At 67.7% G+C, this 14439-nt stretch carries 12 protein-coding genes; 7 read left to right on the top strand and 5 right to left on the bottom strand.

All coding sequences use genetic code 11. The features are described from left to right. The 5 genes from RCJ92_RS07410 to RCJ92_RS07390 form a co-directional block, all read right to left on the bottom strand. On the bottom strand, positions 1–829 hold an 829-nt coding region (locus RCJ92_RS07410; RefSeq protein WP_446754212.1), incomplete at its 3' end, for an alcohol dehydrogenase catalytic domain-containing protein. Continuing rightward, positions 826–1686: an SDR family NAD(P)-dependent oxidoreductase gene (locus tag RCJ92_RS07405; RefSeq protein ID WP_446754211.1), complete on the bottom strand. Its 861-nt coding sequence runs from the start codon at positions 1684–1686 to the stop codon at positions 826–828. The genes RCJ92_RS07410 and RCJ92_RS07405, both read right to left, overlap by 4 nt. Positions 1687–1719: 33 nt before the next feature. Continuing rightward, on the bottom strand, positions 1720–2418 hold the full coding sequence (locus RCJ92_RS07400; protein WP_446754210.1) for an SIR2 family NAD-dependent protein deacylase: 699 nt from the start codon (positions 2416–2418) through the stop codon (positions 1720–1722). 100 nt (positions 2419–2518) lie between these two features. After that, complete coding sequence (locus RCJ92_RS07395; protein ID WP_446754209.1) at positions 2519–3586, bottom strand: hypothetical protein; 1068 nt, start codon at positions 3584–3586, stop codon at positions 2519–2521. Between the two features lie 1069 nt (positions 3587–4655). Then, on the bottom strand, positions 4656–5468 hold the full coding sequence (locus tag RCJ92_RS07390; RefSeq protein WP_446754208.1) for a siderophore-interacting protein: 813 nt from the start codon (positions 5466–5468) through the stop codon (positions 4656–4658). Positions 5469–5983: 515 nt separating this feature from the next. Between RCJ92_RS07390 and RCJ92_RS07385 the strand changes: the two genes are divergently transcribed. From RCJ92_RS07385 to RCJ92_RS07355, 7 genes are all read left to right on the top strand, one after another. Further along, a complete protein-coding gene (locus RCJ92_RS07385; protein WP_446754207.1) occupies positions 5984–6568 on the top strand; it encodes a TetR/AcrR family transcriptional regulator in 585 nt (194 codons plus the stop codon). Between the two features lie 100 nt (positions 6569–6668). After that, a complete protein-coding gene (locus tag RCJ92_RS07380; RefSeq protein ID WP_446754206.1) occupies positions 6669–7316 on the top strand; it encodes an NAD(P)-dependent oxidoreductase in 648 nt (215 codons plus the stop codon). A gap of 2 nt (positions 7317–7318) precedes the next feature. Then, the gene (locus tag RCJ92_RS07375; protein ID WP_446754205.1) at positions 7319–8128 is read left to right on the top strand and encodes a GTP pyrophosphokinase; all 810 of its coding nucleotides are present in this window, start codon (positions 7319–7321) and stop codon (positions 8126–8128) included. Next, complete coding sequence (locus RCJ92_RS07370; protein ID WP_446754204.1) at positions 8125–8844, top strand: ABC transporter ATP-binding protein; 720 nt, start codon at positions 8125–8127, stop codon at positions 8842–8844. The genes RCJ92_RS07375 and RCJ92_RS07370 overlap by 4 nt, the downstream gene beginning before the upstream one ends. Continuing rightward, positions 8841–10157 (top strand): ABC transporter permease, encoded by a 1317-nt coding sequence (locus RCJ92_RS07365; protein ID WP_446754203.1) that lies wholly within the window; start codon positions 8841–8843, stop codon positions 10155–10157. The genes RCJ92_RS07370 and RCJ92_RS07365 overlap by 4 nt, the downstream gene beginning before the upstream one ends. Before the next feature lie 105 nt (positions 10158–10262). Continuing rightward, on the top strand, positions 10263–13793 hold the full coding sequence (gene mobF / locus RCJ92_RS07360; protein WP_446754202.1) for a MobF family relaxase: 3531 nt from the start codon (positions 10263–10265) through the stop codon (positions 13791–13793). Positions 13794–13979: 186 nt separating this feature from the next. Continuing rightward, complete coding sequence (locus RCJ92_RS07355) at positions 13980–14315, top strand: sulfate permease (RefSeq protein ID WP_244726643.1); 336 nt, start codon at positions 13980–13982, stop codon at positions 14313–14315. Positions 14316–14439: the final 124 nt, after the last annotated feature.

The following is a 14439-nucleotide window of genomic DNA, read 5'->3' as shown; positions in this document are numbered from 1 at the left end:
TGAGGACGGTGACGTCGGCGAGGACCGCATCCGGTGCACCACTGGCGTCGAACGCGGCGTCGGCCGAACCGCCCAGGGCCTCGTGGATGGCTGCGGCGAGGTCCTCTCTCGCGCCGTCGACGGTGTGGGTCGCGCCGACGCGGGTCGCGAGGGCGCGGCGGGACGGGAGCAGGTCGACGGCGACGATCCGGGTCGCGCCGGCGGCGCGGGCGGCCATCACGGCGGCCAGGCCCACGGAGCCGGCCCCGGAGATGACGACGTGGTCGCCTGCGGTGACGCGCAGCGCGTTCAGGATGCTGCCGGCGCCGGTCTGCAGGGCGCAGCCGAGACCGGCGACGATCACGGGGTCGAGGTCGTCCGGGACGACGATGACGCTACTGGCGGGCACGAGGACGTGGCTGGCGAAGGCGGACTGGCCCATGAACCGGCCGCTGACCGGAGCCCCGTCTTCGGTGTGCAGCAGGTGAGAGCCATCGGCGCGGACGCCGGAGAAGTTCAACTCCCGCATGCTCGCACACCGGGTGGGGCGGCCCTGCAGGCAGGCCGCGCAGCGACCGCACCAGACGAAGGAGGTGGCGACGTGGTCGCCGACCTTGACGTCGGTGACATGGTCGCCGACGCGCTCGACGACGCCGGCGCCTTCGTGGCCGAGGACCGCGGGCCATTCGAGCATCGGGTGGTCGAGGGCGGCGATGTCTGAGTGGCAGACCCCGGTCGCGCCGATCCTCACGACGACTTCGTCCGGTCTCGGGTCGTCCAGGTCCAGCTCCTCGATCGTGAACGGGGAGTCCGTTCCGCGGGATACGGCGGCGGTAATGGTTGTGGTCATGGCCTTCCTCCTGTGCTCGGCTCCAGCCCGGTCAGCTGGACGCTCTTGTCCCACAGCCGTCTCCACTGCTGCGGGTCGTTGACCTGGTCCCCGCGCATGCTCGTCTCCTTGCCGCCGGAGAACATGCGTCCGCTCACGCCGTCGAGTGACGGGTCGCTGGCGAGGAGGATCGAGGTCCTCGCGGCCTTCTCCGGCGATCCGGAGATCAGGCGCATCGCGGTGCGCGAGAGCCACGACTGGTCGGCCATGATCGACGTGCGCGCCACACCCGGGTAGAGGGCGTTGGCGGTCACGCCGGTGCCGTCGAGGCGTCGAGCGAGCTCGCGGGTGAACATAACCACCGCGAGCTTGGAGATGCCCAGGGCGGTGAACGGGGTGTACTTGCGCCCCTCCATGGCGAGATCGTCGAGATCGACGACCGCGCGGGGGATGAGCGCCCCGACCGAGGGGATCCGCGCCGGCGCAGAGGCGATCAGCCGCTCCAGCAGGAGGTTGGTCAGCAGGAAGTGGGACAGGTAGTTCGTGGCGAACATCTTCTCCACCCCGTCGTCGGTGAGCTGCCGTTCGGGCAGCATGATCCCGGCGTTGTTGACCAGGACATCGATCCGGGGGTGCGCGTCGAGGATCTCGTGCGCTGCATTTCGGACGGAGTCGAGGTCAGCCAGATCGACTTGGACCATCGAGCCGCGATCGTTGCCGGTCGTCGCCGCGATCCGGGCCAGTGCCTGTTCGCCGCGCTCCCGGTTACGGCCCAGCAGGACGACCTCGGCTCCCTGGCCGGCCAGCGCGGTGGAGGTGGCCAGGCCGATCCCGGCGGTGCCGCCGGTGATGACGCAGGTCTTGGCGTCCATGTTCATGGCTTCTCTCCTTCGGTCGCGTCTCGTGGACTCTCAGAGCTGGGCGAAGACGTCGTCGGCACTGGCGCGGATGGACACCGACGCCCGCTGGTCGAACGGGGTTGACTTAGGGTTGACCTGGATGATCGTGGCGGACGCGCTGATACGGCCGAGGTAGCCGCCGTACATGCCCTTCGAACCCACGGTCACAATGAGGTCGGCCTCCGAGACCCACTGCTCGGCGTCCTGGTACGCGGTGTCGTTGACACCGACGCGGGTATAGACCGGGAAGGAGACCATGACCCCACCGCAGTCGCGGCACCGCGGCGCCCGACCCTGGTCCCAGATCCGCACATCGTCTTCATGTCTCTTGCAGGACACGCACCGGTTGATTGCGTAGCTGCCCTGGATCTCCGCGACGCTCCGCGATCCGGCCAGGGAGTGCAGATGGTCGATATTCGTGGTGACCACGCCGCGGATCAGCCCACGTTCTTCGAGCTCGGCGATCTTGCGGTGGGCGGTGCTCGGTCCGGTAACGAACATCGGATCGAGAAACGATGCCCGCAACATCCGGTAGCTGCGCTCAGGGTGCAGCCGCACCAGCGGCTCGAGGCTGGTCTGCATGACCCGGGCGACGTTCATGTGTTCCATGTCCTTGATGCCCGAGCCCATCGAGATCCCCGCACCGGTGACGACGACGGTGGAACTGCTCGCCTTCAGCGCGTCGTGTAGCTGGATGATCTGCTTGTCCATGGTGGTGCTCCTCCTCGAATCTCGTGGTGGAAACCCCGGCTAACCGGACACCTCTCCGATTCAGAGAGTAGTGGACGAGTGTCCGGTTAGCAAGGGAGGGTCACGCGCTGACCAGCTGCTCCTGCGCGGGAGCCGTCTCGGCCTCGGGTTGGGTCTTGGGTCGACGCACGGCCCGTCCGATGAGGGTCAGGATCAGGCCGCCTGCGACCCAGCCGGCCAGGACGAGCCACGGGAAGGCCATGTCTGCGTTGGGGAAGTAGGAGAGTTCTCGAACCAGGGTGGCCGAGGCTCCCGGCGGGAACCACTGTCCGACCTGCCCCCACGCGCCGGGCAGGAACTGCGCGGGCAGAGCGGAGCCGGAGATCGGGTTGGCAAAGAGCATCATCGTGGCCAGCCCCACGAAGGTTCCGGATTGCCCGAGCAGGGCGACGAGCCCGACGATGGGGGCAGCGATCGCGGCGACGGCGAGAGAGAACGCGCCGACATTGACCAGGTAGTCGCCCTGGATAGAGCCGAACCACAGCTGCAGGATGCTGGCGAGCACGACCCCGCCGACGATCGCGTAGACCCCGACGGCGAGGATGCGCCGCGAGGTGCCCTTGATCAGCGTCGTGATGAGCACGCCGCCGAGGATGCCTCCGAAGAGCATCGGGAAGAACGCAGAGGACAGCAGGCTGCCGTTGGGGTCGTCCTCCGACAGTGGTGCGACATCGGTGACGGTCAGCGATATCTCCGGTGTGTCGACACCGGCGGCCTCGGCGTTCGCTTGTGCCTGGGCGGTCAGTGCGGTCTGTAGCGGCTCCTCGAGCTGGGTGATGACCTGGTTGATGGTGCCGTTGGCCGAGGCGGTGAGGAGTTCGGGCTGCTCACCGAGGATGATCGCGCCGAAGTAGTCGCGCTCTTCGATGCCGTCGACGGCCGCGGTTCGGTCGTCGATGACGGTGATGTCGTACACCCCGTCGCTGTTCTCTTCGAGCTGGTCGGCGATCGCGGTGGCGGCCTGCTCGGGCCCGACGACGGCGATTGCGACGTCCTTCGGCTCGGCGGTCACGGCCGGCCAGGAGAAGGCCAGCACGATGATCGCGATGATGCCGGTCAGAGCCGCGGCGATGAGTGAGGTGCGCAGGATCGGTGTGCGCTCTGCCACGGGTGCGGTGGTGTCTGACATGATGTTCCTTCCAATAAAAACGAAGTCTCGTTCTTTATAGTACACGGAGTCGGGCGGAAGGTCACCTCTGGCTACGAGGTCTCGCTCACACCGCCGGAGTTGTCGCGCGGTTCAACTGGCGGCGTGTGTGGGGGAGGAGGTTCTGCGGTGCTCTCTTGGGTGCGCTGATCGCCGAGCTGTCTTCCGGTCGTGTCGAGTCAGGGGCGCGGTATGTGGGGTCCGCGCCCATTCCAACGCCTTCGACTTCACGCTGTCTGCGTCGATCGGATCGCAAGCTCATCCTCCCGGCGGCGCAGACAGCGCCGCGTCCACGGCATGCAGGTTGCCGACAGCATGTAGGTGACTGCCTCTGGCGGGTGATTGCGTCGCGCGGGTGGGTGGCTTCCAGTTGCGAGAGCGCGAAGGGGTTCGCCTTCTCAGCAGGGGTCGTTGAGAGCATCCATCTCCTGTCCCAGGAGGTCTGCCATGGATGCTGCGCCGTCGCTTTCCATCTATGCGTCGGTGGCGGCGTCGAGGCATGAGACTGCGGAGACGACGAGGGCGCTAGCTCGAAACCTGTTGCTGGGCTGATCGCCGCCGAGGCGACGTGTGACCTCGGGCGTCAGCAGTCTCTACCAACCCTGGATCTTCTCCCCGCGGCGGGTCATCAAAGCGCAAGCTTTGCTGACCAATTGCATGTCACTCAGTGATCGCTCCGAGTGTCCATCCTCTGGTGGGTCACGATCGGCGCAACGCCTGCCATGGCGACTCGTCCTCGGGTCGGCAAGAGCGCGTCGGTGACGCCGATCGACTCTAAGAGTGGCAGGACTGGGCCGAAGTATCCGCCGACGCAGAGTCCGGCCCAGTCGCCCGGGCCTGATGCTTCGTCGGCGGTTTGGCAGTACAGGAGTGGGCTGAACATGGCAGCTGCCGACGGGGATCGTTAATGCTCGGATTGGATGCGGTCGGCCAAGGACCCACCGACGCAGACACCGTCCGCCTAAGGCACTGGTGGCGAGGACGTCTGCGCGGCCCAATTGCGCAGTATCGCAAATCGCCTCGGAAAAGTCAGGGGAAGTCTCCGTTGGAGTCAGCGGGCCTCTCGCTCCGTGGGAGGGGCGATGTGCGGCGCGTGGTACTCGGCCTCGCCGCGCTTCCAGTAGCCCTTCACGACAAACCGGTCCGAATCGATCCTCCACCGGTTGGCGAGGAGCGCGCGGGCTGGACGGACAATGGACTGCTCGGCCGCGACGAACCCGAACACGTCGCCCTCGGGTCGCTCATCGGCGGTGACCGCGTCGAGCCTGGTCTCGAGGGCAGAGCCGGCAGGTGCCTCGCCACGGTGGACGTACTCGACCGGAGCGACCGTGTCGATCGTGACCTCGTGGGCGGCGTCGGGGACCTCGATGAGGACGGTGGCCGGGGCGCCTTCGGCGATGAGCGCGGCGTACCGGCGGATCTGCGGGATCGCCGTCTCGTCGCCCGCGAGCAACCACCCGTCGGGATGGCCTTGGACCTGCAGTGAACCTCGCGGGCCGCCGAGGACAGCCGGCGCGCCCAGCGAGGCCCCCGCGGCCCACCGCGCCGCGAGACCCTCCTGACCGTGTACGGCGAACTCCAGATCCAGCCAGCCACCGTGGTCCGTCGAGCCCCAGTACAGCGGGGTGTATTCGCGGCTGGGAAGCGAACGCATCACATCGAAGGCTTCGACGCGTTCTTGGCCCGGGAAGATCCGCAGGTGATCGTCCTGCCCGGGGAGCGAAAAGTCCCGCAAGTCCTCACCCTCAAGACGGATGCGCACATAGTCCTCGGCGAGCCACTCGCGGGCGGCGAGCTTCACTGACCGGATTTTGAGGTCGACGGGGTGACGCACGAGTTCGAAAGCGCGCGGCGAGGCGGTCATGGGCGTGGTCCTTTCATCGGCGGGATCCAGGAGGAAGAGCGCCGAGGCCATGCGTGCCCGGATGTGATCAGTTCTGCAGCACGCCCGCCGATGAACACTGACGGCGTCATCGCTGTGCCAAGCCTCGTCCCCTGGCAATGCCGTCGGGTCTTGACCACACGCGTTGCCGCTGCATCCATCCGATCTGGTCGGCATCTTCTCTCCCTGGTAGCATAGCGGACACATGTCCGGTTAAGCAATGAGCTCATCAGTCGGGTGCCACCCAGGCACACCACGCCTTGCGGGGGTGGCGCTTGCCTCGCCTGTCCGGCTCTAGGGGTGGATGGCAGTGTTCTATCGACGGATGGGGTGGGGGGGTGTTCCCGAAATGCCTCCTTGCGGTCGCGCATGCACCAATGCGTTCGCTCCTCTTCGAGCGCACCCGGAGCCCGACGGGCCCATTGCGGAGTGGCCCTCAGTGTGTGCGTTGCGCCGAAAGCAAAACGAAGTCTCGTTCTTTATGGTATGATCGGACCATGCCCAAAGTCAGCGAAGCCCATCGAGCCGCCCGCCGCGGCGAGATCCTCGACGCCGCGCAGCGCGTGTTCGCCGCCCACGGCTACCGGGGCTCGTCGATCACCCAGATCATCAAAGAGTCCGGCCTATCGGCCGGAGCGATCTACAGCTACTACTCCGGCAAGGAAGAGCTCTTCCATGCCGTGGTCAAGCGCACGTTTGCCACCCGCACGACGGCAATCACGCAGGTCAGCCCGGACGCACCACGCCCGCCCGGGGAGCTGCTGAGCTCGGTGATCACCGACCTGGGCGAAGAGATCCACACCATCGCCCCACAAGTCTGGGCTGAGGCGGCCGTGGAGCCCGAGGCCCGCGCCGCCGTAGCAGGGGTGTTCGCCAGCCTCGGCGACCTGCTACGCACCGAGCTGACCGAGTGGGGAGGCTCTCATCCCGAGCAGGCCGGAGACGACCCCGCCACCTGGGCTTCCCGACTGGCCCCGGTGCTAGTCGCGGTCATCCCCGGATTCATCTTGCAGCGGCTGACGATGCCCGACTTCGACCAGCGCGCCTTCCTCGACGCCCTCGTGCAAACCCTCGACCCCTGAACGCCTCGATGCCTGAACACGCTGACTAGACGAACCGCCACGCAGAACAACCAGATGGGCCCGCTATGTAGCTGGCCGAAATAGCAGAAAGAGTACGGACATGAAGATCGCACTGTTGGGTGCCACCGGACGGACCGGCACCGAGCTCATGAACCAGGCACTGGACGCCGGCCACGAGGTCGTGGCCTACGTGCGCCGACCCGACGCCCTCACCTCACGCGAGGGACTCAACGTCGTCGGAGGACAGCTTGATGACCGCGAGGCGTTGACCCGCGCAATGGATGGGTGTGACGCCGTCGCGGTGGCGTTGGGGCCGAAGATCAGCCAGCACAACGCACCGATCATGGCCACCGCCATCCCGCCGGTGATCGCCGCCGCGAAGGCCAACGGCGTCAAGCGCGTCGTGGTGCTCTCGGCCCTGGGAGTCGGTGACACCTTCGCCAACACTCGCTACCCGTACCGGTTTGGGTGCCGGACCTTCCTCGCCGCGAACTTCCGCGACCATGTTGCCGGTGAGTCTCAGCTCGCCGGCAGCGGTCTGGACTGGACCACCGTGCACCCCGGCCCGCTGTCCGACGCGCCGCGCACCGCGAGGCCACTGATCGTCGACGCCAAGAGCGGGACAAAGATGCCGCGCGCGCCCCGCACGCGCCGCTCCGACGTGGCCGCGGCAATGCTGGCGATGATCGAGGACCCCGCCACTATCGGCAAGCAGATGCTCATCACCTCCGCAGTCCAGGCCGCCTGATCGTGAACGCGGAGGAGGGCGCGGAGCACGTCGCCAACGAGGCGACGCCAATGCCGGCCGGTCCCGAGCCGCCGGGCGCTGACATGGTGGCGGCGGCACGACAGCTGCGCCGCGAATTCGAGCTGATCCAAATGGAGAGTGAGTTCGCAGTCGAAGAGGTCCTCACCAAGATCTCCATCCTCCGCCAAGAATTCGTGCGGCTTCGTCGCTACAACCCCATCGAGCACGTGAACTCGCGGGTCAAGACCCCGGCGAGCACGCTGCACAAGGCGATCCGGCTCGGCGTCGACCCGAACCCAGCCGGTATCCGGGAAGCTGTCAAAGACATCGCCGGCGTGAGGATCACGTGCAGTTTCATCGCTGACACCTACCGCGTCCTCGACGCCCTCACCGCGCAGGCCGACGTTCGAGTGCTCTCGGTCAAGGACTACATCAAGGCACCCAAGCCCAATGGCTACAAGAGCCTGCACGCGCTGGTCGAGATCCCCGTTTTCCTGTCGACTGGGCCGGTACATGTGCCGGTCGAAGTACAGGTTCGCACCATCGCGATGGACTTCTGGGCAAGCCTGGAGCACAAGATTCACTACAAGTACGAGGGCGAAGTCCCACCACGCCTCGTTGAACGCCTGAGCGCGGCAGCGAAGGCGTCCGAGCGGCTCGACGAGCAGATGGAGGGCCTCTACGCCGAAGTGCGCGAGGCACGGGAGCCGACGACGGACGAGGACGAGGAACGCCTGGACGACCGAATGTTGATGCGGCTGTGGAACAGCGCCCGCGACGGGCACGCCGTGCACCGGGAGGAAGAGGCATGACCGAGAGGACCGCCCTCATCGAAGTCCGGGGCCTGACGAAGAGCTACGGCACCGGCCAGAACCGATTTCGGGCCCTGACCGACGTCGCCTTCGATGTTCAGGAGGGCCAGAGCGTTGCGATCGTCGGAAAGTCCGGGTCGGGCAAGTCGACCCTCATGCACATCCTCGCGCTGCTGGACACCCCCGACACCGGCAGTCTCGTCCTCGCCGGTGTCGAGACGTCCTCGCTGAAAGGCCGCAGGTTGGGCCGCACCCGCAACGCCACCTTCGGCTTCGTGTTCCAGCAGTTCTTCCTCACCGCCAACCAGACGGTGCTGGAGAACGTGATCCTGCCGCTGAAGATCGCCGGAGTCGGCCGATCCGAACGCCGCCGCCGAGGGATGGCGGTACTGGAGCAGCTCGACCTCGCCGACAAAGCAAAGAACAAAGCGACCGCCCTCTCCGGTGGCCAGAAGCAGCGCGCCGTGATCGCCCGCGCTCTGATCAACAACCCGCGTGTCATCTTCGCTGACGAGCCCACCGGCAACCTCGACACAGCCACGGGCGCGATTGTCGAGGACATCCTGTTCGGGCTCAACCGAGACCAAGGAATTACGTTGATCGTCGTCACCCACGACGAGGAGCTCGCCGCGCGCTGCGACCGCCGCATCCAAATCAGCGACGGCCGAATCGTCTCCGACGACGTCGTCGCATTCGCCGAAGGGAGATCGCGATGAGAGCCGTCGACATCATCGGCACCGCCATGACGAACACCCTGCGGTCGAAGACCCGAACGCTGCTGACGGTCCTGGCGATCTTCGTCGGCGCCTTCACCCTGACGCTGACCAGCGGACTCGGCACCGGCATCAACCGGTACATCGACGACACCGTTGCAGGCATCGGGGCGAGCGACGTCATGACAGTGACCAAGGACTCCGACGCGCAGACCGACGGAGGCTTCGGCAGCTCAGACGGGCCGGTCGAGTACGACCCCGACGCCGTCCCCGCCGGGCAAGGCCAGGCGGCCCCGGGCATGTCTTCGACGACGACTGCGCTCACTCCCGAGGATCTCGACGAGCTCGCCCGCGTTCCTGGGGTGCTGCGCGTCGAACCGACCCGCTCGATCACCGTCGACTATGCCCAGCACGGCGACGGCGTCCGATACACCGTGTCCGTCGGGAGCCTCGTACCTGGCCAGACCGTCCAGCTTGCCGCCGGCGAAGCGCCCGACGACTCCGAGGACCTCGAGGTCGTCATCCCCATCGACTACGTCGAGGCCTTCGGCTTCGCGTCAGTTGAGGACGCGCTCGGCCAGGACCTGACCATCGCCCTCAGCGACGGCGTGCGCACCCAGCACACCGTCACCGCGACCGTCACCGGAGTAGCCGAGGAAGCACTGGCAGGCGCGGGATCCAGCCTGATCCCGAACGACGCGCTCACCGAGGAGCTGTGGGACCTGCAGAACACCGGTGTGCCCGAAGACCAGCAGGATCGGTACGCCAGCGCCAGCGCCTGGTACGACCCCGACGCGAGTGAGGAGGATGTGGAGGCCCTGAAGTCCGCCCTCGCCGAGGTCGGATTCACGGGAACGACCGTCGCCGATCAGCTCGGCGCGTTCCGGACCGTCATCGACGCCATCGTCCTCGTACTCAACGCCTTTGCCGCGATCGCGCTGCTCGCGGCTAGCTTCGGCATCGTCAACACCCTGTACATGTCCGTGCAGGAACGCACCCGCGACATCGGGCTGATGAAGGCGATGGGATTGGGCTCCGGCCGAGTGTTTGCCCTGTTCAGCCTCGAGGCCGTGTTCATCGGACTGCTCGGCAGTCTCATAGGCGCGGGCGCGGCGATCGCGATCGGCACCGCCATCAGCGAGTCTCTCTCCACGAGCCTGTTCTCCGATCTTCCCGGCCTGACCGTGATCGCCTTCGACCCGCTAACCGTCGGAGGCATGGCGATCATCGTGATGGGCATCGCCTTCCTCGCCGGGACGCTGCCCGCAGCCCGCGCCGCCCGGAAGGACCCCGTCGTCGCACTGCGCTACGAGTGACTTGCCCCGGGCGCACCGCGCCCGGCAGGACAAGAGTCTCAGGACTCGTGCAGCAGCGCAGTGAATAGCTAGTGGTGACACCGTCAGTTGGCGTACCTGCCCCGTGTGACGATCTCAATTCGGGTGATGACGGCTGGGCAGGGTTATCGGTATCTGCTGAACAGCGTGGTTGTCGGTGATGGTGACCGGGACGCGGCGACCGCGCTGACGCGCTACTACGAGCAGTCCGGGACCCCGCCGGGCCGCTGGCACGGGTCGGGACTGGCCGGTCTCGAGCAGCCTGTCGCTCCTGGCTCTCAGGTGTCCGAGGAACAGCTCCGACGGCTCTTGGGCCATGGGCATGATCCGGTGACGGATACGCCCCTGGGCCGGCCGTTCCGCTCGTTTGTCCCGGAGACAGAGCGGGTCCAGGCCCGCGTCGATCAGCTCCCCGACTCGCTGACCGGTGATGAGCGGGCAGCGGAGACGGCGCGGATCGAGGCCGAGGAGGCCGCGAAGCCGGTCGCGGCGCCGGTCGCGGGGTTCGATCTGACGTTCAGCGTGCCGAAGTCGGTCTCGACACTCTGGGCGGTCTCGGATGCGGGGACTCAGGCGCTGATCGCGGAGGCGCATCATGCGGCGATGAACGATGTCATCGACCTGATCGAGCGGGATGTCGCGATGACCCGCGTTGGCGCGGCTGGCCCCCGCGGCGCCGTCGCACAGGTGGAGATCCGTGGCCTGCTGGCCACCGCCTACGATCACTACGACAGCCGCTCGTCCGATCCGCAGTTGCACACGCATCTGGTGATTGCGAACCGTGTCCAGGCTGTCCGCGATGGGAAGTGGAGGACGCTGGATTCTCGCGCCCTGCACAACGCGGTCACGGGGCTGTCGGAGCACTACAACGCCGTCCTGTCCGATCACCTCGCCCGCGCGCTGGAGGCGAAGTGGGAAGCCCGGGAGCGAGGACCGGGCAGGCCCACGGCGTGGGAGATCGCCGACGTCCCGCAGGAGCTGATGGACGAGTTCTCCTCCCGCACCCGCGACATCGAAGACGCCAAGAACCGCCTGGTGGATGAGTATGTCGCCAAGCATGGCCGTAAGCCGTCGTCGAAGGTGCTGTGGCAGATCCGCCAGCAAGCCACCCTGGAGACCCGCCCTGAGAAGGAGCACCACTCCCTGGCCGACCTCACGACCAGGTGGCGGGAACGCGCCGAAGCGACACTGGACGCCGACCCGTTGGCGTGGGCGCGAGAGATGCTCGCGGGTGCGGAGTCGGAGCCGCTGCTTCGGGCCGATGACCTCCCGTCCGACACGATTACGGAGCTCGCCGACATCGTGGTCGCGACGGTCGCGGACCGCCGGTCGACGTGGCGGCGGTGGAACCTCCTCGCTGAGGCGGTCCGGCAGTCGATGCCGTGGCGTTTCGCCTCGGCGGAGGACCGTGACGCCATCGTTGGGATGATCACCGATGCCGCCGAACAGGCCTCCCTCGCCCTCACTCCGCCCGAGCTGGCTTCGACGCCGGAGAGGTTTCTGCGCTCGGATGGGTCGAGTGCGTTCCGGCCCCGGCATGCGACCGTGTACTCCTCGACGGACCTGCTCGCTGCGGAGGACCGGCTCCTGGCCGCCTCCCGCGACCGCGACGCCCCCACCGTCACGCTGCAGGCACTCGAGCACGCGGCCCGCACCCCAGCGAGCCGGGGTGAGCCGGTGCTGTCGATCGATCAGGAGCAGGCGATCAGCCAGATCGGGGTCTCCGGCCGCGTCCTCGACGTCCTGGTCGGACCCGCCGGGTCGGGGAAGACCTCCACCATGAAGGCCCTGCGCCGCGCCTGGGAGACCGAACACGGGCTTGGCAGCGTGGTCGGGCTCGCGCCGTCGGCCGCCGCTGCAGCTGTCCTGGGGGAAGACCTCGGCATCCAGACGGAGAACACGGCGAAGTGGCTGTTCGAGCACCGCCGCGGCGCCTGGGACCTGCAGGCCGGGCAGCTGCTCATCGTCGACGAGGCGTCCCTGGCCGGGACTCTCGCTCTGGACCAGCTCACCGCCCACGCCAGGCAGGTCGGGGCGAAGATCCTCCTGGTCGGTGACCCGCACCAGCTCTCGGCCGTGGACGCTGGTGGGGCGTTCGGGCTGATCGTCCGCGACCGCCCAGACGTGGCGCGCCTGGCCGAGCTGCACCGCTTCCGCCACGCCTGGGAGAAGCGCACTTCCCTCGCCCTGCGCCTCGGGGACGCGGAGGCGATCGATGAGTACATCAACCGGGACCGGGTGCATGACGGCAACTACGACGACATCCTCGAAAAGGCCTACCAGGCGTGGCGCGCCGACCAGCAGGCAGGCAAGGCATCGCAGTTGATCGCGGAGACCATCGACACCGTCTCCGCCCTGAATGCCCGCGCCCGCCTCGACCGCATCGCGACCGGCGAGGTCGTCGACGAGGCCGGGGTGACCCTGCATGACGGGAACCACGCCTCCCGCGGGGACGTGGTCGTCACCCGACGCAACGAGCGGCGACTCGCGCTCGGCCGAGGCTGGGTGAAAAACGGCGACCGGTGGATCGTCACAGGCACCCGCGAGGACGGCTCGGTCGCCGTCCGACGGGAGAATTCGAGATGGCGCACCACGATCACGCTGCCGGCCTCCTATGTCGCTGACGAGCTCGAGCTTGCCTACGCCGTCACGGCCCATCGCGCGCAGGGGTCGACCGTGGACACGGCGCATGCGATCGTGCATTCCCCGGAGATGACCCGGGAGAGCCTGTACGTGTCGATGACCCGCGGCCGGGAAGCCAACCACGTCTACGTCGCCACCGACCAGGCGCACCTCGAGCAGCACCAGTTCCGCGACGATCTGGAGATGAGCGGGCGGTCGGTGCTGTACGGGATCGTGCAGCACACCGGCGTTGAGGTCTCCGCGCACGAGATGATCGAGCAGGAACACGAGGACGCTTCCTCGATCGCGCAGCTCGCCGCCGAGTACGAGACCATCGCGGTCGAAGCCCAAGCCAACCGATGGCTCACCGTCCTCACCCACGCCGGCCTCACCGGCGAGCAGCTAACGGAAGTCGCGGATGCGGACTCCTTCGGCGTCCTCTCGGCCGAACTACGCCGCCTGGAGGCCTCTGGTCACAGGGTCGAGCAGCTCCTGACCGCGGTCGTCCGGGCCGGGAGACTGGAGAACGTCGAGGACATCGGCTCCCTGCTCCGCCACCGCGTCACCCGCCTCGCCGACCGCTACCAGCCGTCCCCGCCGCCGCGGCCCGGGCTCATTGCCGGCCTCATCCCACGCGCACAAGGAGCAATGAACCAAGACGACCAGGCGGGATTGGCCGAGCGCGAGGCCCTGATCGAGCAGCGCGCCCAAGCCGCCCTCGACCGCGCCCGCGACCAGCACGAGCCCTGGCTGACCGGACTGCCGGAGCCGGAGAGTGTGCAGCAGCAGGCGTCGCTGCGGGTGATCGCGGCCTACCGTGACCGGTGGCGCATCACCGGCACCGACCCGCTCGGCCCCGACCCAGACAACGACGCCCAGTGCCTGGACTACCGGCGCGCCAGCGCGCACCTCGAGATCCTCCGCACCGCCACCGACGACCCCACGGTTCCGGCGCCCGCCGACAGGCGTCCCGGCCGGGACGCCCCGCAACGTTGACCCGGACCGGCCGAGGGGGTGGCAGTTGTCGGCGGGCGGTCGTATCCTGGTAGTGAGCAGGAACACAGATGTCCGACCCAGCGAATCGCAATCTGGGCGGAAGACCCTCTCGCCATCGGGAGACCCACCAGCACAGGCCTGCGACATCGCCAACCGGCTATCCGCCTGTGCTGAAAGAGGTCCGAGATGTTCACCGGATTGTGGAACCTCAGCGTCCGCACCCACACCCTGCTGCAGCGATACGCGCCCACCAACCGACTCCTGAACCGGCTACGCACCCGTGAAGGACTGCGCTGGGGCGTCCCCGCGATGCTCCTCGGACTCGCCTACCTGGCCGCGGCCGTCGGCTGCGCCGCGCTCGTCCAGGCCGGCTGGACCGAATGGCTCTACCTGCCATTCCTGCTCTTCTTCTACAACGCCCTGAAGTTCCTCATCTTCGGCCCCTGGAGCCTCGTCCTCCTCGCCCGCGCCCGCATCCGCGAACGCCGCCAGCGCAAGCAGTCGACAGCACTACGTGCCTGAGGTCCCTGAGCCACGCCCTCGGCCGGAAGTGGAGCCAGGAGTCGCGCGGGGCAGCCGCGGAGAAGGAGATCGATTGCTCGTGCGGCCTCGGCTCCACGGCGGTCCGCTATCTGCGGGAGGCGGG

This window comes from Glutamicibacter sp. BSL13 (genome assembly GCF_052928425.1).
Note: the sequence above shows the minus strand (reverse complement) of the source record. Positions and strands in the feature narration are given on the sequence as shown.

Coding starts and splice junctions, on each gene's coding strand:
- RCJ92_RS07405 (WP_446754211.1), bottom strand. CDS start 1,686: ATGAACATGGACGCCAAGACCTGCGTCATCACCGGCGGCACCGCCGGG.
- RCJ92_RS07400 (WP_446754210.1), bottom strand. CDS start 2,418: ATGGACAAGCAGATCATCCAGCTACACGACGCGCTGAAGGCGAGCAGT.
- RCJ92_RS07370 (WP_446754204.1), top strand. CDS start 8,125: ATGACCGAGAGGACCGCCCTCATCGAAGTCCGGGGCCTGACGAAGAGC.
- RCJ92_RS07380 (WP_446754206.1), top strand. CDS start 6,669: ATGAAGATCGCACTGTTGGGTGCCACCGGACGGACCGGCACCGAGCTC.
- RCJ92_RS07390 (WP_446754208.1), bottom strand. CDS start 5,468: ATGACCGCCTCGCCGCGCGCTTTCGAACTCGTGCGTCACCCCGTCGAC.
- RCJ92_RS07365 (WP_446754203.1), top strand. CDS start 8,841: ATGAGAGCCGTCGACATCATCGGCACCGCCATGACGAACACCCTGCGG.
- RCJ92_RS07385 (WP_446754207.1), top strand. CDS start 5,984: ATGCCCAAAGTCAGCGAAGCCCATCGAGCCGCCCGCCGCGGCGAGATC.
- RCJ92_RS07395 (WP_446754209.1), bottom strand. CDS start 3,586: ATGTCAGACACCACCGCACCCGTGGCAGAGCGCACACCGATCCTGCGC.
- RCJ92_RS07355 (WP_244726643.1), top strand. CDS start 13,980: ATGTTCACCGGATTGTGGAACCTCAGCGTCCGCACCCACACCCTGCTG.